This is a genomic window from Aliisedimentitalea scapharcae, from assembly GCF_045277565.1.
GTDB classification, from domain to species: Bacteria; Pseudomonadota; Alphaproteobacteria; order Rhodobacterales; family Rhodobacteraceae; genus Aliisedimentitalea; species Aliisedimentitalea scapharcae.
Genome location: NZ_CP123584.1, coordinates 311780 through 333041, shown reverse-complemented (window position 1 = coordinate 333041; position 21262 = coordinate 311780). Strand labels below are relative to the sequence as shown.

Below are 21262 nucleotides of genomic sequence, written 5' to 3'. Positions count from 1 at the left end.
CGTTACCGCACCAAATATGGTTTTCGGACAGGCTTTGGCATATTCATCGGTCCTTGTTCCACCGGGAAATCCCCCATCAGATACGGGTGCATACCCTGGTTTTTTAGATTTTGCAGAAATTGCCCGAACCCTTCGAGTTCGACCATGGTTGGCGCTTCGGTCAGGCGGCGCTGGTTCACCGGGCCGACTTCGTCGATTATCGTCTGGATCGGTTCCATCGGGGCTTCGACAAACTCGGCCATGGACCAGATCCGCACCCGCGCCTTGGTATATTGTGATCGCAGCACGCCCAAATGGTCGCTTTCGATTCTTTGCAGGCGGGCGGCCTCGCGCCGAAGGTCGGCAAAGTTGCGATTCGACTTGAACAGTGGCACCGCCCAGGCACCGGAGATGACCGAGATCTGGGCATTCGGGTCTCGTGCAATCAACCAGTTGATTTTTTGGTTGTCGGCCGGACCAAATTGAAAACATTGCCGTTCACCACGGGTGTTCCAGATCAGGTTGGTCAGAAAGCTGTTAGGGTTGTAGTCACGTTGTTCGGCGCTGTCCGACAGGGCACCGTTGATCATCGATTGCCCATCTGCAAATTCGACCCGATCCGGCGCAAAAAGATGGCCATGGACCCGCGCCCCTGTCGCCTTTTCCAGCCAGGGTTCGAAATTCTCGAACAGTTCGGTAAACCCTTCAAAGATGGAATAGGGGTTCGATGTAATCCCGTTTTCCGCCCCGTGTTTGGGGTAACGGCTTTGCATATACAGGCCCGGGCGCCCTTTGACCCGACGTTCGACCGCCTTGGCGAATATCCGGTCGATCTTGCCCGGATTAGGCTCGGTACGTTTCATCGCCCCCGCCTGGTCAGTCAAAAACGCCTGGTACAGCCGGTTGGCCCGCGGCCAAATCTTGCGCGCAACAAAACAATCCGACCGACGCAGCAATTGCAGGTGGTCATCATAGAAAATATGCGGTTTGCCCTGAAAGTCGAATTTGGACAGTGTCAGCGACCGGCTTTCAATATTGCTGGAGAATTGGCGGACCAAAGTCTGGTAATAGCTTTCGTCCGGAATCCAGACCCGTTTGAAATAGCGATCAAAGGCCGGTCGTTCCGGATCCTGCAATATCGCCGACAAGGTCTGGCGGGTCAGGCACCACCATTGGCTGCCCATGTGGGGAACCAGACCGGCAGGAACGATCCGTTTGACCCGTAATTTACGTTGCAGATCCACATATCGATCAAACAAAAAGCGGTGTTTTTTCCAGGAAAACGGAAACCTGAGGGTAAACCGCTCTGCATCCAATCCCCCGACCGTCCACGGCACATCCGCTGTTGTGGCGCTTTCGATAAAGTCTGTGCGTGGGCGAGCGGCCAGGTAATCCACCAACTCTTGGACGGGTCTCAGCGGCAAGCAGGACCCGGACGCCAGATAGACATGTCGCACGTCGGCAAACTGTTTCAGCATCAATTCGGATCCGGATTGGGACGCCGCAACGATACCCCACATACCCCACTCGCATTTGTGCCGCTTGCAGAACAGGATCTTCGGGTCATCCGACAACGCTTCGACAAAGCTGCGATAGGTGCGCCGGGAGACATTGCGATCCACATGAATAACAACGGGGCAGCCACCTGCCGTCCAGTGACGCGCCACCTGTTCGGCCCGGTTGAGCGCATTATGCACCAGCATGACCACCCCCACCGTCATGCCCAGTTCCCCTTGGACATCAGCCCCAAAATCTCAAGCTGGCGCCAGTTGATATATTTCTCGGACCACTTGCACCACAGTTCTGGTTGGGTATGGATCTGTTCGGCATACGCTTTGTATTCGGCAGATTGCGAATAATGCTGACCACGGGTCAGTTCCTCTTGGGCCTTGGCGGTAAAGGTGTCGAGGAATTTGGTGTGCAGCAGAATGCCGCTGGCCTTTTCGCCACCCCAATCGTCATAGACCTGATTCAATCCACGCGGCAACAACGTGTGGGTTGAACTGACATAGGCGTATTTTCGATCCCATTTGACCAGAGGCGTCTTGTTCAGCGCTGGTGCCTTTTTGGGCTCATTGGCAAAAAACACCCGACTGCGTGGGCCACCCTGTATCCATAGATTGCTGTAGGTCGGGTTGCGGGTAATCATATAGTTGCCACTGTCGAACCACGACGCAATATCCAGTGGATCCTGGCCGGGCTGATAGGGCACAGCATCAATCGGCCCCTTGGGATAAACATCCAGCAACATCGCGGCAAAGCTGCGAATGGCAGAATTATCCAGCCAGTCGGTCAACGCCCGGATTGACCGTGTGTCGCAGAACGGGAACACAAAAAACTCATCCGGATCGACAACAAGAGTCCAATGCTCGTGACAATATTTGCGCTGCAACCAGTTCATCCAGTCCACGCCATATGTCGACCGCTTGTAGCTGGCACGTGTGTGCCACAACGAGATATCTGGTTGCCCGATCAAATACTCCTGTGTGCCGTCGGTGCTGTCATTGTCTACGAACAGGAAATGATCAACGCCCAGATCCCTGTAATACCGCAGAAAATACGGCAGGCGGATCTGTTCGTTGCGCATGGTCGAAACCAAAATGATATCGTCCGGACGAATACGCCCGGTGTGGTTCTGCACCACATTCAACTCACTGGATTTACGAATGGAGCGTATGATCCGGCGTTTGCGCCGTACCCGCATTCGATAAGAATCCCAAAGGCCCACGTTCTTTCCAATCCCGTTGAACCAAAAGCGCAGCCGTTACCCCTGATCTCCTGATCCTGTCTGCCCCAGCCTTTTTGCGCAATATGTCACAATTTTCTTCTATAAATCAATGAATTTAGAAACCGTTACAGTTCTGGCTTCTTTTCATCAATTTGTCTCGATTCATCACTTTTTGGCCTGTGCACCGGACGAAGCAGGCCCAGTTTCTCCAATTGCTGCCGTCCCGTGTAGCGCAAAGATCCGTCAAACGACATATCTGGTGCCTGGGTGATCCGATCATAATACCCGTCAAAATCGGCAGGGGTATGGAAATGCTGCTGCCTTTGTTTTTCGATTTCAGATTTGGAAACAATCTCGGGCAGGAATTTGGTGTGCAACAATACGCCGCCCGGCTCACGACCAGTTGGCCCATCATAGGTTCCATTCAACTGAGGCGGCAGCATGGAATGGGTCGAATTCACATAGGCATAGCGTCGGCTCCATTTGACCAATGGAAGCTTGTTCAATGTCGGAGAGCGTGCTGGATCATCCGCAAAGAAGACACGTTCCCGTGCACCGCCCTGAACCCACAGGTTGCCCAACGGGTATTGTCGCTTGGCCCGAAAGGGTCCCGCGTCAAATCCGGTCAATACATCGGTTGGGTCCTGTCCAGGAACATATGTCTGCATCCCCAGGGAACCTTGGGGATACAGGTCCAACAGAACCGCGCCATAGGCGTTGCGGTTGCGGGCCTCCAGATTGGCCGAGAGTTCCTGCAATGTGTCACCGTCGCCCACCGGAAACACCAAGAGTTCATCCACATCCACCATCAGGCACCAATGCCCGTCTGCGTAACGGATCTGCAACCAGGTCATCCAGTCCAGACCAAAGCGTGACGCGCGATAGCTGTCACTGGTGCGCCACAGCGATACATCAGGTTGGTCGGCGAACAACTGATCGCTGCCATCGTCGCTGTCGTTGTCGACAACCAGAAAATGCCCTGCACCCAGCTTTCTGTAATACTCTAGAAAATATGGGATCCGCCCGGCTTCGTTGCGCACGACCAGCACAACCAGAATGTCGCTCTGGGCAATGGTTCGGGTGCGGTTGACGACTTCGGTCAGCTGACGGCGCGACCGAAAGGACCGCCACAGCAGCCGTCGCCGCTTCCACCGCATGCGGTAGGCTTCAAGCCAAGTCAAAGCGCGCATCCCCGGGGCGGTCGTGTCTGTCATGTCAAAGGCAGGTGTTTCGTGGTCATAGTGGCCAGTTTGATGCCATTTTCAAACCTCCGCAATCACCGAGGTCACTTGTGACCACTTCATTGCCCAGCGCCGCCCATCGTTCCGGCCCCGTCAACATCAGCAGGGTCAACCCGACCCGGATCACACCAGATTTGCACTGCCGCCCGCGCGCCTTTGGCTTTGGCATCAGAGTCGCCGGCTTGGTCAACTGGATTGTCCATGCACAACCTGTCGTCAGATAATCCCGCGCAGCCGGCAAAAACCGAGGCCAAACATTGGCGTTCCGGCGTGCGGGCAAAGTAACCCGCACTGCCTGTTGCCAGCATGTCGATCAGATTATGTCTGGTGCGTTTATTCCGCGGCTTTGCCGACCTGCCGAATATCATCGAGATACTGCATGAGATCGTCTCTGAGGTCGTCCCGCGCGAGGGCGAAGGCGACGGTGGCCTGCAGGAAGCCGGCCTTGGAGCCGCAGTCAAACCGCTGCCCGCGGAAGCGGTAGCCATAGACCGACGTGCCAGCGTCGATATCGGCGGCGATCGCATCGGTCAGCTGGATTTCCCCGCCGGCACCGGATTTGATCTTGTTCAGGTTGCTCAGCACGCTGGGGCTGAGGATATAGCGCCCGATGACCGCCAGGTTCGACGGGGCCTCTTCGGCCTTGGGTTTCTCGACCATCCCATTGACCGACACGATCGACCCCATGTCCTCCTTGACGTCCAGCACCCCATAGGCGCTGGCCTTTTCCGGCGGGACTTCCATCGCCGCAACCATGTTGCCGCCGGTTTCTTCGTAGGCCTCCACCATCTGCTGCAGACAGGGGGTTTCGGCCGCAATGACATCATCCGGCAAAATCACGGCAAAAGGTTCATTGGCGATCAGCCGCCGCGCGCACCAGACTGCATGCCCCAGACCCAATGCCCGGTGCTGACGCAAATAGGCGATGGCACCACTTTCCATATTGGTCGCCTTGAGCGTCTCCAGAAGCTCGTCCTTGCCCTTCTTGCGCAATTCCTGCTCCAGAACAGGAGAGGTATCAAAGTAATCCTCCAACGCCCCCTTGCCGCGCGACGTCACAAAGATGAATTCCTTGATCCCAGCCGCCCGCGCCTCGTCAATCGCGTATTGAACCAGCGGGCGATCCACCAGCGTCATGATCTCTTTTGGAACCGATTTGGTCGCAGGCAAAAACCGCGTCCCCATCCCCGCAACGGGGAAGATTGCTTTTGTTACCTTTTTACGCATGGTCCATCCTCGATCAAGAAATTTTCACGTCTATACACAGCGACATTACAAATACTCACAATTCCATTGTATCTTGTAAATACCGCGGAATCTTGTGTGAATTCCAAGTTTTTTTTCCCCAGCGATCTTGCAGGCGTCAAAAGCACGAGATCTGCCTGCAAAGTGGTCAATCCAATCCCATCTCTGCCATCATCGCCTCGATCTTTGGTACATCTTCTGGATTGTTGAGTTCCCAGAACTGGCGCTCTCGCGCCTCCACTTCGGTACACAGAACTTTGCGGCCATTTTCCATGAAGCGCAGCTGCTCCAAGCCTTCCAGCTGTTCCAGCGGGCCGACCTTCCACTCTGGGTAGCTTGCCAGTGCATCGGGGCGATAGGCATAGACGCCGACATGATGAAAGACCGGCGTTTCATCGTCAGTTGCATAGGTTGCGGCGGTGTAGGGGATCACTTCCTTGGAGAAGTAGAGAGCACCGTGATCGGCACCAAATACCGCAGTAGTTCCGCCCACACGGCCCGCTTTGCGGTCCGCCAACAGGCTGTTGAGCGCCGCACCGTCACAGCGCAGAACAGGCGTCGCGATTTCGGCGTCCGGATTGTCACGCAGGCCAGCAACCAGATCTTCGACGAACCAATGCGGAGTCAACGGGGCGTCGCCCTGCAGGTTGACCACGATGTCATAGCCCCCACCCAGCACCTCATGCGCCTCGGCACACCGTTCAGTTCCATTGACACAATCGACAGACGTCATCACCACTTCGGCACCAAAGGCTTGGGCTGCGTCGTGGATGCGGTCATCATCCGTTGCCACCACGACCCGGTCAACGCCGGTCACAGCCTTGGCTGCCAGCCAGGATCGTTCGACCAGAGACCGTTTGTCTCCATTGGCACCGGTCAGCGGAACCAGCGGTTTCCCCGGATATCGGGTCGAGGCATAGCGGGCAGGGATAACAACCAGAACGGACATCAGGCTTCCTTCAACTCTACACCCGGTGCATAGGCGATGAAGAACGGGTTGGCATACCCGTCCTTGCCGTACGTCAGGGGCGCATGGTCATCAAAACGCACCACCTTGCCGCCTGCGCCATGCAAAACGGCATGACCAGCGGCCGTGTCCCACTCCATGGTGCGTCCGACACGCGGATAGATGTCAGCTTCGCCCGTGGCGACCAGACAGAATTTCAATGACGAGCCTGCACTCTTGCTGTCTTTGACATTATACTTGTTAATATAGTCTTCGGTCGCCTGATCGCGGTGGGATTTGGACGCCACGACCATCAAGGCCGCATTGTTGCTGTCTGCCACGCGGATCGGGCGCGTTGCGCCGATGGTATCGGGGTCGAAATCGCCGGTTTCTTCGACGGTAGACCCATCCGCCAGAGTAAAGAACATCCGTTGTTTGGCAGGCGCGTAGACAACACCCCGCGTCGGCACACCGTTTTCGACCAGTGCAATATTCACGGTGAAGTCACCGCGGCGGTGAATGAACTCCTTGGTCCCGTCCAGAGGATCAACAATCAGGAAGGTGTCGCCGGTGGTTGAATGCGACGCCGATTGTTCTTCGGTCACCAACATCACGTCCGGGAACGCAGACCGCAATCCTTCGGAGATCAGCGCGTCCGCAGCTTCGTCCGCTTCGGTCACGGGGCTGTCGTCCGATTTGACCTTTACGTCAAAATCGTCGGCCGTATAGATTTCCATGATCCGTGTTCCCGCCTGAATGGCCAGAGTACGGATTACCGGGATAAGGGCGTCATAGTTCACGAAATCTCTCCAGCGATGGGGTTTTATTGAAAATCCACGTTTGCCCCCTTATGGTGTGCTTGAAACGGAACAGCAAGAATTCCGTGTCACATTGAGTACAGCAGCGTACAAGGCGGGTTGTCATGTTTCAGCAACGACGGCATCAATCGAATATCGGCGGCCTTTTGGTCATGGCCGAGGTCACCTTTCATTCGATCGTCCGCAATATCCGATCCCGGCATAACAACGCATTGGTTGCGTTGGGAATGAGCCTGATGCAGGTCGTCACCTTTGTTGTCGTGTTCTATCTGATGTTCGCCCTTATGGGCATGCGAAGCTCGGCAGTTCGAGGCGACATCATATTGTACATCATGACAGGTATCATGCTGTTCATGTTGCAGACCAAGACGATTTCCGCTGTCGCCGGAGCGGGCAGTCTCAACAGCCCGATGATGATGCATTCACCGATGAATTCGATTATTTCGATTGTGTCTGCGGCCATGTCGACCCTGTATCTGCAGGTATTGACCATGGGTATCATCCTGTTGGGATACCACATCATTTTTACTCCGGTGCACATCGAGGATCCGGTCAGCACATTCGGAATGGTGTTGATGTCATGGTTTTCAGGGGTTTCGATCGGGTTGCTATTGTTGGGTTTTCAGCCCTGGTTTCCCAGTATCACCGGCATTTTGCGAACTGTTTACCAGCGGGCCAACATGATCGCATCCGGCAAGATGTTTCTGGCGAATACGCTGCCATCATCCATGTTGGTCATGTTCGACTGGAACCCTCTGTTTCATATTATCGACCAATCCAGAGGGTTTGCGTTCATCAACTACAACCCGCATTTCACCACTTGGCAATATGCGTTCTGGCTGAGTGTTGTCTTTATTGTCATCGGCCTGATGGGCGAATTTTTCACACGCCGCCGGGTTTCGCTCAGCTGGAGTGCGCGTCGCTGACAAGTCGTCGCAGCTCGCGACCTGAATGTCCGCTCTTGCTGCATCAGCAGCGGCTCCCGCCCGTCGTCGCTCCCCTATCGGGGAGCTTCCGCCCGTTGGGCGTGGCGCAGTCAGGTAAACCTGCCTGCGGTTCCATGCCCCCTTTGTTTGCAATCTCAGGTCGCTACGCGCAACGTCAGATTCAACCGCCCCCCCTTTGGTAGCAGACGCGACGATTTGAACCGGATCCTGTCCAAGCCGTGGTAAGTCAGCCGCGCCGGTCCGCCCATCACCACAACATCTCCCGAGTTCAACCAGATTGATTCGGTCTTGCCACCGCGCGCCTGTTGGCCGATGCGAAACAATCCGTCGTCTCCCAAAGAAATAGACACCACGGGAAAGGAAAAATCCGCCTCGTCCTTGTCCTGGTGCAGCCCCATGCGGGCCTCTTCACCATAATAGTTGATCAAGCAGCAATCCGGATCCCGGACTCCGCCTGCCAAATCCCGCCATACCTCCAGAACCTTGGACGGAATCTGTGGCCACCGCTGCCCCAGAGGATGATCCGACTGATATCTGTATCCCTGTGTGTCTGACACCCAGCCCAATTTTCCTGCCGATGTCATACGCACGGACATCTTGCGCCCGCTTGGCACCGTAGGTGTGAACAAGGGCGCAGCTTTCAAGACCGGTTTCAGCGCCTCGATCAGCGCAGCCTGGGCGGCAGGATCCAAAAAGGACTTGTGAATTTCAAACCCGCGAACATTGAGCCGCACCATCACTTGATTTCCATTTCTTGCCAGAGACTTTCCAATTTCATCACAGATTCGCGAAAACCAGCGTCAAAGGGCGGTTGCAGGCTGTATTTTCGCTCCCTATATACGCCGAGACGCGATGTGGTGAAGCCCACCCGTCGCATGAGAATCGGGGCCAGGATGCCAAAACGGGTTCAGGTCTCGGGTAATCGCCTTGAAGAGTAAAGGGATCAAAAATGAGCAAAGTAATCGGCATTGACCTTGGCACCACCAACTCCTGTGTGGCCATCATGGACGGCAGCCAGCCCCGCGTTATCGAAAACGCCGAGGGTGCCCGGACAACCCCTTCAATCGTCGCATTCACCGACAATGAACGTCTGGTTGGGCAGCCTGCGAAACGCCAGGCCGTGACCAATCCTGACAACACCATCTTTGGTGCCAAGCGCCTGATCGGCCGTCGTATCGACGATGCTGCCGTAACCAAAGACCAAAAAATGGTCCCCTTCAACATCGTTGACGGTGGCAATGGCGACGCATGGGTCGAAGCCAAGGGCGAGAAATACTCCCCGTCGCAGATCTCGGCCTTTACCTTGGGCAAGATGAAGGAAACTGCGGAAAGCTATCTGGGTGAGGAAGTCACTCAGGCAGTCATCACCGTTCCTGCCTATTTCAACGACGCCCAGCGTCAGGCCACCAAAGACGCGGGCAAGATCGCCGGTCTGGAAGTGCTGCGCATCATCAACGAACCCACGGCTGCGGCTCTGGCCTATGGCCTGGACAAGGAAGATAGCCAGACCATCGCGGTTTATGACCTTGGTGGTGGTACATTCGACGTGACCATTCTGGAAATCGACGATGGTCTGTTCGAAGTCAAATCGACCAACGGTGACACCTTCCTGGGTGGTGAAGACTTTGACATGCGTATCGTCAACTATTTGGCGGACCAGTTCAAAAAGGAAAACGGTGTCGATCTGTCCAAGGACAAGATGGCCCTGCAGCGCCTGAAAGAAGCCGCTGAAAAGGCCAAGATCGAACTGTCGTCTGCCAGCCAGACCGAAATCAACCAGCCGTTCATCTCGATGGACCCCAACAGCGGTCAGCCGCTGCACATGGTCATGAAGCTGACCCGCGCCAAGCTGGAACAGCTGGTCAACGACCTGATCAAAGCGTCGATGAAGCCCTGCGCCGCTGCGTTGAAAGACGCGGGCATCTCGGCCGGTGACATTGACGAAGTGGTTCTGGTCGGCGGTATGACCCGTATGCCCAAAGTGGCCGAAGAAGTGAGTAAGTTCTTTGGCAAGGAGCCGCACAAGGGTGTGAACCCGGACGAAGTGGTTGCAATGGGTGCTGCCATTCAGGCCGGTGTTCTGCAGGGCGACGTCAAGGACGTGGTTCTGCTGGACGTGACCCCGCTGTCGCTGGGGATCGAAACCTTGGGTGGTGTGTTCACCCGCCTGATCGACCGCAACACCACGATCCCGACGAAAAAGTCTCAGGTCTTCTCGACCGCCGAAGACAACCAGAACGCCGTGACCATCCGCGTGTTCCAGGGCGAACGGGAAATGGCAGCCGACAACAAGATCCTCGGCCAGTTCAACCTCGAAGACATCCCGCCCGCACCGCGCGGCATGCCGCAGATCGAAGTGACCTTTGACATCGATGCCAACGGCATCGTGTCGGTCCAGGCCAAAGACAAAGGCACGGGCAAAGAGCACAAGATCACCATCCAGGCCTCGGGTGGTCTGTCCGACGACGACATCGAAAAGATGGTCAAGGACGCCGAAGAGAACGCCGACGCCGACAAGGCCCGCAAGGAGCTGGTCGAAGCACGCAACCAGGCCGAATCGCTGATCCATTCCACCGAGAAGTCGATGGAAGAGCACGCCGACAAGGTCGACCCGACCACCATCGAAGCCATCGAGCTGGCGATTGCCGCGCTCAAGGACGATCTCGACAGTGACAAGGCAGACGCCGACAAGATCAAAGCCGGTGTCCAGAACGTCACTGAAGCGGCCATGAAGCTGGGCGAAGCCATCTACAAGGCCTCTGCCGAAGAAGCTGGTGATGAACCGGCGGCAGCCGACACAGACACCGGTCCCGGCGATGACGACATCGTCGATGCCGAATTCGAAGACCTGGACGACAACAAGCGCTAAGGCGTGAACTTGGCCAAAAATGGGCCGGTCCGGACCCCGGACCGGCCCGCTTTCGTTGAGGCAAAAGGATAGATCGATGTCAAAACGCGACTATTACGAAGTGCTCGGCGTGTCCAAAGGCGCATCGGCGGATGAAATCAAGAAAGCGTTCCGCGGCAAAGCCAAGGAACTGCACCCCGACCGCAACAAGGACAACCCCGATGCCGAAGCCCAGTTCAAGGAAGCTGGCGAGGCCTATGAAGTTCTGAAGGACGCCGAGAAAAAGGCGGCCTATGACCGCTTTGGCCATGCAGCTTTCGAAAATGGCATGGGTGGCGGCGGGCGCCCCGGTGGTCCCGGAGGCCCCGGTTTTGGGTCTGGTGATTTCTCTTCGGCATTCTCGGATGTCTTCGACGACCTGTTCGGAGACTTCATGGGGGGCCGCGGTGGCGGTGGCGGCCGTCGTGCGGCGCGTGGATCGGATTTGCGCTATAACCTGCGCGTCACGCTCGAAGACGCCTTTTCCGGCCTGCAAAAGACCATCAGGGTGCCCACAGCTGTGGGATGTTCTTCCTGTGATGGAACAGGAGCCGAAGGTGGCGTCGAACCAACCACCTGTCCGACATGTTCCGGCATGGGTAAGGTGCGCGCGCAACAAGGGTTCTTTACCGTCGAACGCACCTGTCCCACCTGTTCGGGTTTGGGCCAGGTGATCAAGAACCCCTGTAAATCCTGTCACGGTCAGGGTCGGGTGGAAAAAGATCGCTCACTGTCCGTCAACATCCCCACCGGCGTTGAAACCGGCACGCGAATTCGCCTGGCCGGCGAAGGCGAGGCGGGCATGCGCGGCGGCCCACCGGGTGATCTCTACATCTTTGTCGAGGTGGCCCAACATGACCTGTTCGAACGCGATGGCGTCAATCTTTATTGCCGGGTGCCGGTCAGCATGTCCAAGGCTGCTCTGGGCGGCTCTATCGAAGTCCCCACCATAGATGGTGGGCGCGGGCGGGTTCAGATCCCCGAAGGCAGTCAATCCGGGCGCCAGATGCGCCTGCGTGGCAAGGGCATGCCAGCTCTGCGTGGCGGTGGAATCGGCGATATGTTCATTGAATTGGCTGTGGAAACACCCGTCAATCTCACCTCCCGTCAAAAGGAGTTGTTGCGCGAGTTCAATGATCTGAGCGAGGACAACAACCCTGAAAGCAATAGCTTCTTCAAGTCTGTCAAAAGCTTTTGGGATTCGATGAAGGGTTAAGCATCGCGATCCCATTCAGAAGAACCAAAGAAACCCGCGGCTTCAAACCGCGGTTTTTTTTGCGGGGTTCCTGGGGCCTTGTTGCTTCTTTCTGGCCCAAAATACCTTGGGGGAGCAGCCACAGGCTGCGGGGGCAAAGCCCCGTGTGCGCGACATTCATCACACAATGTCCGGCCCCAGCGGGTTAACAAATTCTTCACCATGATCGGGCTATTGTCCCTGAATGAGCCGCCCATCTGCCTTTCAGGAAATGTCGCTGCCGCTGTTTGCCGACGGCGAAGAGGCCCCGGCTACGCGGCTGCCAACTGGCCAGCTTCCCTCCTATATCAAAGACCACCGTGCGCGCCTAAGGGACCGCTTTATGACTGGTGGTGCCGCTGCTATTCCAGACTACGAACTTCTTGAACTTCTCCTGTTTCGCTCGATACCGCGTCGGGATGTGAAACCGGTGGCTCGGGCTTTGCTGGATCAATTTGGCGACTTCAACCGGGTGTTATCCGCCCAACCCGACCAGCTCGCCCGGATCCAAGGTATCGGAGATGCAGTCATCACCGATCTGAAAATCGTCGAGGCAGCCACCCACCGAATGGCCCGCGCGCGGGTAATGCAGCGTCATGTGATTTCGAGTTGGGACGCAGTCCTGGACTATTGTCACACCACGATGGCACATCGAGAGACCGAACAATTCCGCGTTCTGTTTCTGGATCCAAAGAACACGCTGATTGCAGACGAAGAACAGGCGCGCGGCACCGTCGATCATGTTCCGGTGTATCCACGCGAAGTTGCCAAGCGAGCGCTGGAACTGAATGCCACTGCCTTGATCCTCGTTCACAATCATCCGTCTGGTGATCCAACACCGTCTGAGTCTGATATCGTGATGACAGATCAGATTAATCAGGCCTGTATTGCCCTGGGTCTTTCCTTGCACGACCATCTGATCATCGGAAAATCAACTGAGCTCAGCTTTCGCAGCGAAGGATATCTGTAAAGGGTCCGATGCGCGCCCAGCCGGCCTCACACAAGCCCTCCTGCCCGATGGGCCGCGCCCTTCCATTCCCGGTCAGAACCCGGAGAGAGAAAGGCGTTCACATATAGATCGCCAATATGGCTCGGACAGAGAACGGGTTACCTCACCCAGACCTCAACCCGCCGGTTTACCTGGCGTCCCCATGCGCTGTCATCACAGGCCATGGGCAAGGCCTCGCCAAAGGCTTCGATCCCAATTTCAGTACGGGTGGAATCCATCGTCTCGGCCGCGGCCAGCACGGCATCCCGAACCGCCTGTGCCCGCTTCAAGGCAATCCTACGGTTTCCCTCGGCAGCGCCTTCCCCGTCAGAAAACCCGACAAAGATCAGTTTGCGCGCATCATAAGTGCCGACCTCTAGCGCCCGGGCCAATTGCGCGATATTTGCCCGAGACTGCGCATCCGGACGTGTTGATCCGGTCTCAAAGCGAAACGACGTCGACAACCGTGTTGTCGGTTTCATCATTTTCACCATCCTGTGCAACTCGGACAGCTTAACCTCTTCCCCCGCGGCTTGGATCGCATTGGCCAGGCGATCTCCCTGTGCGCTGACCCGAATATACTCTGGTGCCTGGTCGACAAACCCGGCACGGCGGATGACAACCTGGGCTGCCGGGCTTTGGGCATAGGACAGAAACTCGCGACCGATCTGGGGGAGCCGGCGGGCCGGAAGATACAGGAACATGGGCGAGGTCAACGGGTAGTCTTCGGTCTTGATCGTGCGGCGGGTCGCCGACAATCGATAGCCGCAGGATCCTGTCAGTGTCAGCGGACGGGCAGTGCCGGTTTCGGAAAAGCTGGCGATACCCAACGCGAACGGATCAGTGGTGACCGCGCGCGCCAAGGTACCGCTGCGATCGTGTCGCTGAATGTCGTCGGCAACATCCAAGCGAACCGGAGCCAACAGGCGATCTTCGACCGCCTGTGCCATTCCAGATCCAACCGCAGGCAAGTGCAGGGCAATTGGTGCATTTGGTCCCCCCAGTTCCTGCCAGTTCACGATCTGACCAGAAAAGACTTGTGCCAATTGTGGAACGGAAACCGTCCGTACCGGATTTCCCGGCGCGACCACTGGAACCATAGCATCCAATGCCAGAACACGGCTGCGCCGGGCATCAGTCATATTGCCCATACCCGCTTCGTAGGCGCGCTGATGTTCATTTGACCGAATTTCCCGCAGCGCCATAACCACGTCGGCCTCATTCGCCAACAAGTCGGCAAATCCTTCGTCAGTGGTGGTGATGCGAAACAAAAACCTGGCAACAGCAGCACCATCATCAGGCCGGTGCAGGCTATAATCAAAATGGGTCGGATCCTGGTTTATGCGATTGGTTCTGAGCCCTTTGCGCAGCGCAAATCCTTCGATCAGGGCAGGCAGCAATACCTCACCCATGGCCGATGACCCGGAAAAGGCGAGCTCGGCAACAAATTCCGAGAGGTTCGGGCATCCTGGCCCGTCGCAAATTACCCCGGACCCGTCCACTGTCAGTTCGCCATATTGGGTATCAACCCGATAAAATTCGCCATCAAACCCCAACAGGGTTCCCGAAATTTCGACCGCACCATCTGGCGATGTCAGAGTAACATCTTGTGCCCGGGCAGGTGTTGGTACAATCCAACCAAGAAAAAGTGCGGCGAAGACCGCCGCACGAAGAAAAGCCATGTGAGAATCCTATTAAAATTGCGGATCACTTGGCCGCAATTTTCAGGTCATCCACCAAATTATTCAACACCAGAAAGTCACCAATTGCAGAACAATTCGGGACAGAGAGCACCATATCGCGGGTGCGCAGGGATTGACCGTCACGCAATTCAATGGATTGGGCCGAAACGTCCTTGCCGCAGTTGTGGGCCGTGACTTCTGTTTCGACTGTCATCGCGATGGATCCTGCCTGGGTATTGGTGGCGCGGGGGAAGGTGTAGACTTCGGCCATCAGCGGGTTCAGGCTCTGATTTTCACCCAATCGAACGACCTGACCTGTTGCAGATGTATCCGTCCCGGACCAAACATGCCCATCATCTCCGTATCCGGCACCAAATTCACGGGCATGAATTTCAAAACCCGAATTGCCGCTCCATTGAACAGCTATGCGATCATATCCGGCCAAATCCGGCACAGACACCGACGCAACCATGTCAGTGCCATTGGCAAAGTCGACGATAAAGACGGCCTGTTCTGACATCGCCGGAACAAGCACAGAATAGATCCCGTTTTCATCCGTCGCGGCGCTGAACATCAGACCGCTGTGATGCACAGTCAGACGTTCATTCTGCTGGCAAGGCGCAATGACGCCAATCCGTACATGACCCTGGTCCACGGCGATGGCGGACAGATCTACATCACAACCCAAACGGGGCGTTTTCGGGTCTTTTGGAGTTTCCGGCAATTGATCCGGCGCGGTTGAACGGGCAACAATCAGGTCCTCGTCGGGTTGCGCCGACGTCAGGGTGATACCGTCGATTTCCAACGGCTCATCCGAGACAGGATTGGTCTGAATGACCGGATCGCTGATAGATTGGGCCTGGATAACCGGCACCGGTTGCGGGGCCGGAATCGTCTTTTGCATGACAAAGCCAATTCCCAGCGCACAGGCTGCGGTTCCACCAATCATTACGGCCAGACGTTTGTTCAACATGACACCCTCCACTACCTAGCAGGTCGGGACAACTGTCATGGAAAAAGGCGGCCAGTTTGTGGCCGCCTTGGGGAGTCATTGGGTCATTTGTGGCAAGTTCAAGACAAACGGCCGTGGCAATGTTTGAACTTTTTACCGCTGCCACAGGGGCATTTGTCGTTGCGTGACGGGTTACCCCAGGTTGATGGATCATCTTCTACAAACCCATCCGAAGCCCCTTCGGGCGCGATACCTGCCGCTGCACGGGCCTGTTCACGGGCTGTATCCTGGATCGCCTGTTGCTGTTGCGCCATCTGCAACATCATTTGCTGGCGCTCCTCATCGCTGAGCGGACGAACCAGGGCCAATTGCTTGGTCACCGTGGCCCGCAGGCTCTCCAACATGTTCTCGAACAGTTGGAAGGATTCGTTCTTGTATTCATTCAAAGGATCGCGCTGTGCGTAGCCGCGGAACCCAACGACGGATCGCAGATGTTCCAACGTCAACAGGTGTTCACGCCATTTGGTGTCAATGGATTGCAACAGCACCTGCTTTTCAATCAGACGCATATTTTCGGGGCCAAAATCCACCGCCTTCTTGGCCATCATCTCGTCCGATGCCTTGATCAGCCGCTCGCGGATTTCTTCGTCATCAACGCCTTCTTCTGCGGCCCATTCAATGACCGGAACGTCGATGCCCAGCTGTTCGATAACCTGCGCATACAAGCCTTCGGTATCCCATTGTTCAGCATAGGATTTGGGTGGCATATGCGCGTCGAGCAGGTCGTCGATCACCTCATACCGCATGTCAGAAACAATTTCAGACAAGTCTTCGGCAGCCATGATGTCCAGCCGCTGGCCAAATATCACCTTGCGCTGATCGTTCATCACGTCATCGAACTTCAACACATTCTTACGCATGTCAAAGTTCCGGCCTTCGACCTTGGCCTGGGCGCGTTCCAGCGACTTGTTAACCCAAGGATGCACGATCGCTTCGCCTTCCTTGAGGCCCAGCGTCTTGAGCACCTTGTCCAGACGATCCGAACCAAAGATACGCATCAGATCGTCTTCAAGGCTCAGATAGAACGCCGTGCGTCCCGGGTCACCCTGACGACCGGACCGGCCGCGCAACTGGTTGTCGATCCGACGGCTTTCGTGCCGCTCTGACCCCAGAACGAACAGGCCACCGGCATCCAGCACCTTTTGCTTTTCTTCGGCGTGTTTGGCTTCTTCGGCCTCACGGGTAGCCACCGGGTCAGCTTCGGGGTTTTCGGCCAGCGCCTCCAGAACCTTGAGCTCGACATTTCCGCCCAGCTGAATGTCGGTGCCCCGCCCGGCCATGTTGGTGGCGATGGTAACCGAGCCCAGACGACCGGCGTCGGCAACGATCTGTGCCTCTTGCTCATGATGACGGGCGTTCAAAACGCTGTGCTTGATCCCGGCCTGAGTCAGCAGCTGGCTCATCAATTCCGATTTTTCAATCGAAGTTGTCCCCAACAGGACCGGTTGCCCTTTTTCGTTGGCGGTCTTCACTTCATCCGCCATCGCCTTGTATTTTTCGGCAGCTGTGCGGAACACCTGGTCATCTTCGTCCACACGGGCAATCGGACGATTGGTAGGCACTTCGACCACACCCAGACCATAGATCTCGGCGAATTCTTCGGCCTCTGTCGCAGCGGTGCCGGTCATGCCGGCCAGCTTGTTGTAAAGACGGAAGAAGTTTTGGTAGGTAACAGACGCCAGTGTCACGTTTTCCGGCTGTATTTCGACACCTTCCTTGGCCTCGATCGCTTGGTGCAGACCTTCGGATAGACGGCGGCCATCCATGATCCGGCCAGTGAATTCGTCCACCAACATCACCTGATTGTCGCGCAGGATATAATCCTTGTCCTTCAGGAACAGCTTGTGCGCGCGCAGGCCCTGATTGACGTGGTGCACCACGGATGTGCTTTCCGGATCATACAGGGACGCGCCTTCCTGCAACAAACCACGGGCGATCAATTGCTGTTCCAGGAATTCGTTCCCAGTGTCGGTAAATGTGACGTTGCGGGTCTTTTCATCGAGCTCGTAGTGTTCTTCCGTCAACAACGGAATCACCTGATCAATAGTGACATACAGTTCAGAACGGTCTTCGGCAGGACCCGAGATAATAAGCGGCGTCCGTGCCTCGTCGATCAGGATGCTGTCGACTTCGTCAACAATGGCGAAATAGTGATGACGCTGGAACAGTTCGTTCAGCTCAGACTTCATGTTGTCGCGCAGATAGTCGAAACCGAATTCGCTGTTGGTGCCATAGACAACGTCGCTCTGATACGCGGCTAGCTTGTTCTCGGGGCCCATTCCTGACCAGATCACCCCGCAGGACATACCCAGCGCATTGAACACCTTGCCCATCCATTCGCTGTCACGTTTGGCCAGGTATTCGTTGACGGTGACGACATGGACGCTTTTGCCGACCAGCGCATTCAAATAGCACGGGAAAGTCGCAACCAGCGTTTTACCTTCACCGGTTTTCATTTCTGAAATATTGCCCTGGTGAAGAAAGATCCCACCCATCAGCTGCGTGTCAAAAGCGCGCAGACCCAAGGCCCGGCGGGCCGCTTCGCGGCAATTGGCAAAGGCTTCGACCAGCAGGTCGTCCAGCGATGTACCGTTTTGCGCCTTTTCCCGCAGCTCGGCAGTTTTTTGCTTGAGCTGCTCGTCGCTGAGCTTTTCGAACTCCGGTTCCAGCGCGTTGATCTGTTCGATCAGCGGGCGCGTCGCCTTGATCTTGCGGTCATTCGGTGTTCCGAACACCTTTTTGGCGAGAGTTCCAATACCCAGCATATTCACTCCAACGGATCTATAACGGTCCTGTTAATCGGGCAGTCTTGCCCGCCTCGTTCACAACCCATAGATACGGGGGACAAGACGGTCCTGCACAAGGCCTCAAGGCGATGTAAGGGGCAGGTACAACAGTGTCAACGCCGGGTCCGGTCGCGGCCCCCGAATAGGATGAATCTATGCTCAAAGGTCTCACTTTTCTGCCATCTCTCGTATTGGCAGCCAGCCTTGCCATGCCCATTGCCAGTGCGGCAGCACCACATTCCGAAACCGTGGTGGCCCGTGTCAACGGCGAAGAGATCACATTGGGTCACGTCATCATCGCCCGGCAAACTTTGCCGCAACAGTATCAGCAGCTTCCAAATGACGTGTTATATGATGCCATCGTGAAACAGCTGGTTCAGCAAACAGCTCTGAAACAATCACTTCAGGGACCGACACCGCAGCTGGTCGAACTGTCGCTGGAAAACGAACGCCGCTCGCTCTTGGCGGGCGAAGCCATCGACCGCGTCATGCAGGACGCTGCCACCGAAGACGATGTACGCACTGCCTATGAGACACGTTACGCCGACGGCTTTGGCGGCACGGAATACAACGCCTCGCACATTCTGGTCGAAAGCAAGGAAGACGCGTTGGACATCAAGGATCAATTGGATTCAGGTGCAGATTTTGCCGAAATGGCCAAAGAAAAATCCACCGGCCCCTCTGGTCCGAACGGGGGATCGTTGGGTTGGTTTGGCGAAGGACGCATGGTCCCCGAATTCGAAGAAGCGGTCAAATCGCTTGAGCCGGGTCAAATATCCGATCCCGTTGCCACGCAATTTGGTTGGCACCTGATCCAACTGAGTGACAAACGCCAGCAATCCGCGCCTGAATTGGACGCTGTGCGGGGCGAATTGGAAGCCGAGCTGCGTGAGGAAGCCGTCGGGAAACGCGTTGTTGAACTGGTCGAGGCCGCCGAGGTGGAGTATCCCGAAATTGAGGATCTGTCGTTTGACATGATCCAGGATCTTGATCTGGTGAGGAATTAATCATGGCGCAATCGCTGCCCCGTTCTCCGCTGGCACCGGCCAGCTTTCCCGATCTGCCCGTGATCAAGGGCGCACAATTTGCCTCGGCGGCAGCCGGTGTGAAATACCAGGGGCGAACCGACGTGATGCTGGCAGTTCTGGACCCGGGCACATCTGTAGCTGGGGTGTTCACGCAATCTGCAACACGCTCAGCACCGGTTCTGGATTGTCAGGCCAAACTGGGCGGAGATAGCGCGACCGGGGCAGCGATTCTGGTCAACTCGGGAAATTCCAATGCCTTTACCGGGCATTATGGCCAGAAATCTGTGGCAGATATCACCGCCGCAGTCGCTGCCACAGTCGATGTCCCGGCTGATCGCGTGTTTACGGCATCCACCGGGGTAATTGGGGAGCCATTGCCGCAAGACCGTATCGTCGCCAAGATTGGCGAGCTGAACAATGGACTCGACGCTGGTCGGATGGAAGATGCGGCCAACGCAATCATGACCACCGATACCTTTGCCAAAGCGGCCACTGCCCAGGTTGAAATCAACGGCAGCACTGTTTCAATTGCCGGAATTGCCAAGGGGTCAGGCATGATCGCGCCAGATATGGCGACCATGCTGGTCTATATCTTTACCGACGCGAAATACGAACAGGGCGCGTTGCAGGCCCTGCTGTCAGACCTGAACAACACCAGTTTCAATTGCATCACTGTGGACAGTGACACCTCGACTTCGGACAGTCTGTTGCTATGTGCCACGGGCGCATCCGGTGTGGATGCAGAAGGGAATGAAGCCTTTGCCCAGGCGCTAAACACCGTGATGCTGGATTTGGCCCATCAGGTTGTGCGCGATGGGGAAGGTGCCAGCAAGTTCATCGAAATTCAGATCACAGGCGCAGCCAATGACACCGACGCCAAGGTACACGGCCTGTCGATTGCCAACTCACCGCTCGTCAAAACTGCGATTGCTGGTGAGGACGCAAATTGGGGGCGCGTTGTCATGGCCGTGGGTAAATCCGGTGCCGCGGCGGACCGCGATCTTCTAAGCATCTGGTTTGGTGATGTTTTGGTTGCGGAAAAAGGATGGGTTTCCCCGAATTATCGCGAAGAGTCCGCTGCCGCATTGATGAAGAACGACGAAATCGTGATCAAGGTGGATCTGGGTTTGGGCGATGGTGCTTGCACTGTCTGGACCTGTGACCTGACCCACGGGTACATCGAAATCAACGCGGATTACCGATCGTGAAAACACTACTTGTTTCAGCTGTTGCTCTCATTGACGTCGATGGTCGGGTGCTGCTTGCGCAGCGCCCCGAAGGGAAATCCATGGCCGGGCTTTGGGAATTCCCCGGTGGCAAGGTCGAAGCCGGTGAAACACCCGAAGCCGCACTGATTCGCGAACTGCACGAGGAGTTGGGTATTGATACCTGGGCTTCGTGTCTGGCACCTTTGACCTTTGCCAGCCATAGCTATGATGACTTCCATTTGTTGATGCCGCTGTTTGCATGCCGAAAATGGCAGGGAATACCGGTTGCACAGGAAGGCCAAACACTCAGGTGGGTTCGCACGAATGAGCTGTGCAACTATCCTATGCCGCCTGCCGATATTCCCCTGATTCCGATCCTGCGTGATTGGTTATGAATTTCCCCCACAACCCTGACGTGTTCAACATCATCAGGATGTTGGGGGGGGCACAGTGTGATTCGGCTACATAATGTGTGAAGGATCGCTAAAGGTGTAAAATCTATGGTAATTTTGTAGATCATTTTTTAATCATTT

General features: G+C 56.1%; 17 protein-coding genes. 7 read left to right on the top strand and 10 right to left on the bottom strand.

Going from position 1 to position 21262, the window contains the following annotated elements:
• Positions 1–2: 2 nt before the first annotated feature.
• From QEZ52_RS01650 to cysQ, 6 genes are all read right to left on the bottom strand, one after another.
• On the bottom strand, positions 3–1700 hold the full coding sequence (locus QEZ52_RS01650; RefSeq protein ID WP_406647408.1) for a beta-1,6-N-acetylglucosaminyltransferase: 1698 nt from the start codon (positions 1698–1700) through the stop codon (positions 3–5).
• Positions 1697–2683 carry a glycosyltransferase family 2 protein gene (locus QEZ52_RS01645; protein WP_406647406.1) on the bottom strand — a complete coding sequence of 329 codons (987 nt, stop codon included), beginning with the start codon at positions 2681–2683 and terminating at the stop codon, positions 1697–1699. The genes QEZ52_RS01650 and QEZ52_RS01645 overlap by 4 nt, the downstream gene beginning before the upstream one ends.
• Positions 2684–2832: 149 nt before the next feature.
• Positions 2833–3921, bottom strand: coding sequence for a glycosyltransferase family 2 protein (locus tag QEZ52_RS01640; protein WP_406647404.1), 1089 nt, complete (start codon positions 3919–3921; stop codon positions 2833–2835).
• 360 nt (positions 3922–4281) lie between these two features.
• On the bottom strand, positions 4282–5175 hold the full coding sequence (gene galU / locus QEZ52_RS01635) for a UTP--glucose-1-phosphate uridylyltransferase GalU (RefSeq protein ID WP_406647402.1): 894 nt from the start codon (positions 5173–5175) through the stop codon (positions 4282–4284).
• Between the two features lie 166 nt (positions 5176–5341).
• On the bottom strand, positions 5342–6142 hold the full coding sequence (locus tag QEZ52_RS01630; protein ID WP_406647400.1) for a 3-deoxy-manno-octulosonate cytidylyltransferase: 801 nt from the start codon (positions 6140–6142) through the stop codon (positions 5342–5344).
• Positions 6142–6939, bottom strand: a complete 798-nt coding sequence (gene cysQ, locus QEZ52_RS01625) for a 3'(2'),5'-bisphosphate nucleotidase CysQ (protein WP_406647399.1) — start codon at positions 6937–6939, stop codon at positions 6142–6144. Before cysQ ends, QEZ52_RS01630 begins: the two co-directional genes overlap by 1 nt.
• A 122-nt stretch (positions 6940–7061) precedes the next feature.
• On the opposite strand from cysQ, the gene QEZ52_RS01620 reads away from it, so the two are divergent.
• A complete protein-coding gene (locus QEZ52_RS01620; RefSeq protein ID WP_406647397.1) occupies positions 7062–7883 on the top strand; it encodes an ABC transporter permease in 822 nt (273 codons plus the stop codon).
• A 155-nt stretch (positions 7884–8038) separates the two neighbouring features.
• On the opposite strand, the gene QEZ52_RS01615 is transcribed toward QEZ52_RS01620, so the two are convergent.
• Entirely contained in the window at positions 8039–8641 is a 603-nt protein-coding gene (locus QEZ52_RS01615; protein WP_406647394.1) for an alpha-ketoglutarate-dependent dioxygenase AlkB family protein, read from the bottom strand.
• A 212-nt stretch (positions 8642–8853) separates the two neighbouring features.
• Between QEZ52_RS01615 and dnaK the strand changes: the two genes are divergently transcribed.
• The 3 genes from dnaK to radC all read left to right on the top strand — a co-directional run bounded on the left by dnaK (position 8854) and on the right by radC (position 12995).
• Positions 8854–10773 (top strand): molecular chaperone DnaK, encoded by a 1920-nt coding sequence (gene dnaK / locus QEZ52_RS01610; protein WP_406647392.1) that lies wholly within the window; start codon positions 8854–8856, stop codon positions 10771–10773.
• Positions 10774–10849: 76 nt separating this feature from the next.
• Complete coding sequence (gene dnaJ / locus QEZ52_RS01605) at positions 10850–12007, top strand: molecular chaperone DnaJ (RefSeq protein WP_406647390.1); 1158 nt, start codon at positions 10850–10852, stop codon at positions 12005–12007.
• Between the two features lie 223 nt (positions 12008–12230).
• Positions 12231–12995 (top strand): DNA repair protein RadC, encoded by a 765-nt coding sequence (gene radC / locus QEZ52_RS01600; protein ID WP_406647388.1) that lies wholly within the window; start codon positions 12231–12233, stop codon positions 12993–12995.
• A gap of 137 nt (positions 12996–13132) precedes the next feature.
• Here the strand turns inward: radC and QEZ52_RS01595 are convergent, their stop codons facing one another.
• From QEZ52_RS01595 to secA, 3 genes are all read right to left on the bottom strand, one after another.
• Positions 13133–14695, bottom strand: coding sequence for a phosphate ABC transporter substrate-binding/OmpA family protein (locus QEZ52_RS01595; protein ID WP_406647386.1), 1563 nt, complete (start codon positions 14693–14695; stop codon positions 13133–13135).
• A 25-nt stretch (positions 14696–14720) separates the two neighbouring features.
• Positions 14721–15668, bottom strand: a complete 948-nt coding sequence (locus QEZ52_RS01590; protein WP_406647384.1) for a hypothetical protein — start codon at positions 15666–15668, stop codon at positions 14721–14723.
• Between the two features lie 98 nt (positions 15669–15766).
• Positions 15767–18472 (bottom strand): preprotein translocase subunit SecA, encoded by a 2706-nt coding sequence (secA, locus tag QEZ52_RS01585; protein ID WP_406647382.1) that lies wholly within the window; start codon positions 18470–18472, stop codon positions 15767–15769.
• Positions 18473–18648: 176 nt separating this feature from the next.
• Between secA and QEZ52_RS01580 the strand changes: the two genes are divergently transcribed.
• The 3 genes from QEZ52_RS01580 to mutT are packed head-to-tail and all read left to right on the top strand — an operon-like array spanning position 18649 to position 21124.
• A complete protein-coding gene (locus tag QEZ52_RS01580) occupies positions 18649–19500 on the top strand; it encodes a peptidylprolyl isomerase (protein WP_406647380.1) in 852 nt (283 codons plus the stop codon).
• Positions 19501–19502: 2 nt separating this feature from the next.
• Entirely contained in the window at positions 19503–20729 is a 1227-nt protein-coding gene (gene argJ / locus QEZ52_RS01575; RefSeq protein WP_406647378.1) for a bifunctional glutamate N-acetyltransferase/amino-acid acetyltransferase ArgJ, read from the top strand.
• Complete coding sequence (gene mutT, locus QEZ52_RS01570) at positions 20726–21124, top strand: 8-oxo-dGTP diphosphatase MutT (protein ID WP_406647376.1); 399 nt, start codon at positions 20726–20728, stop codon at positions 21122–21124. Before argJ ends, mutT begins: the two co-directional genes overlap by 4 nt.
• The last annotated feature ends 138 nt before the right edge of the window (positions 21125–21262 follow it).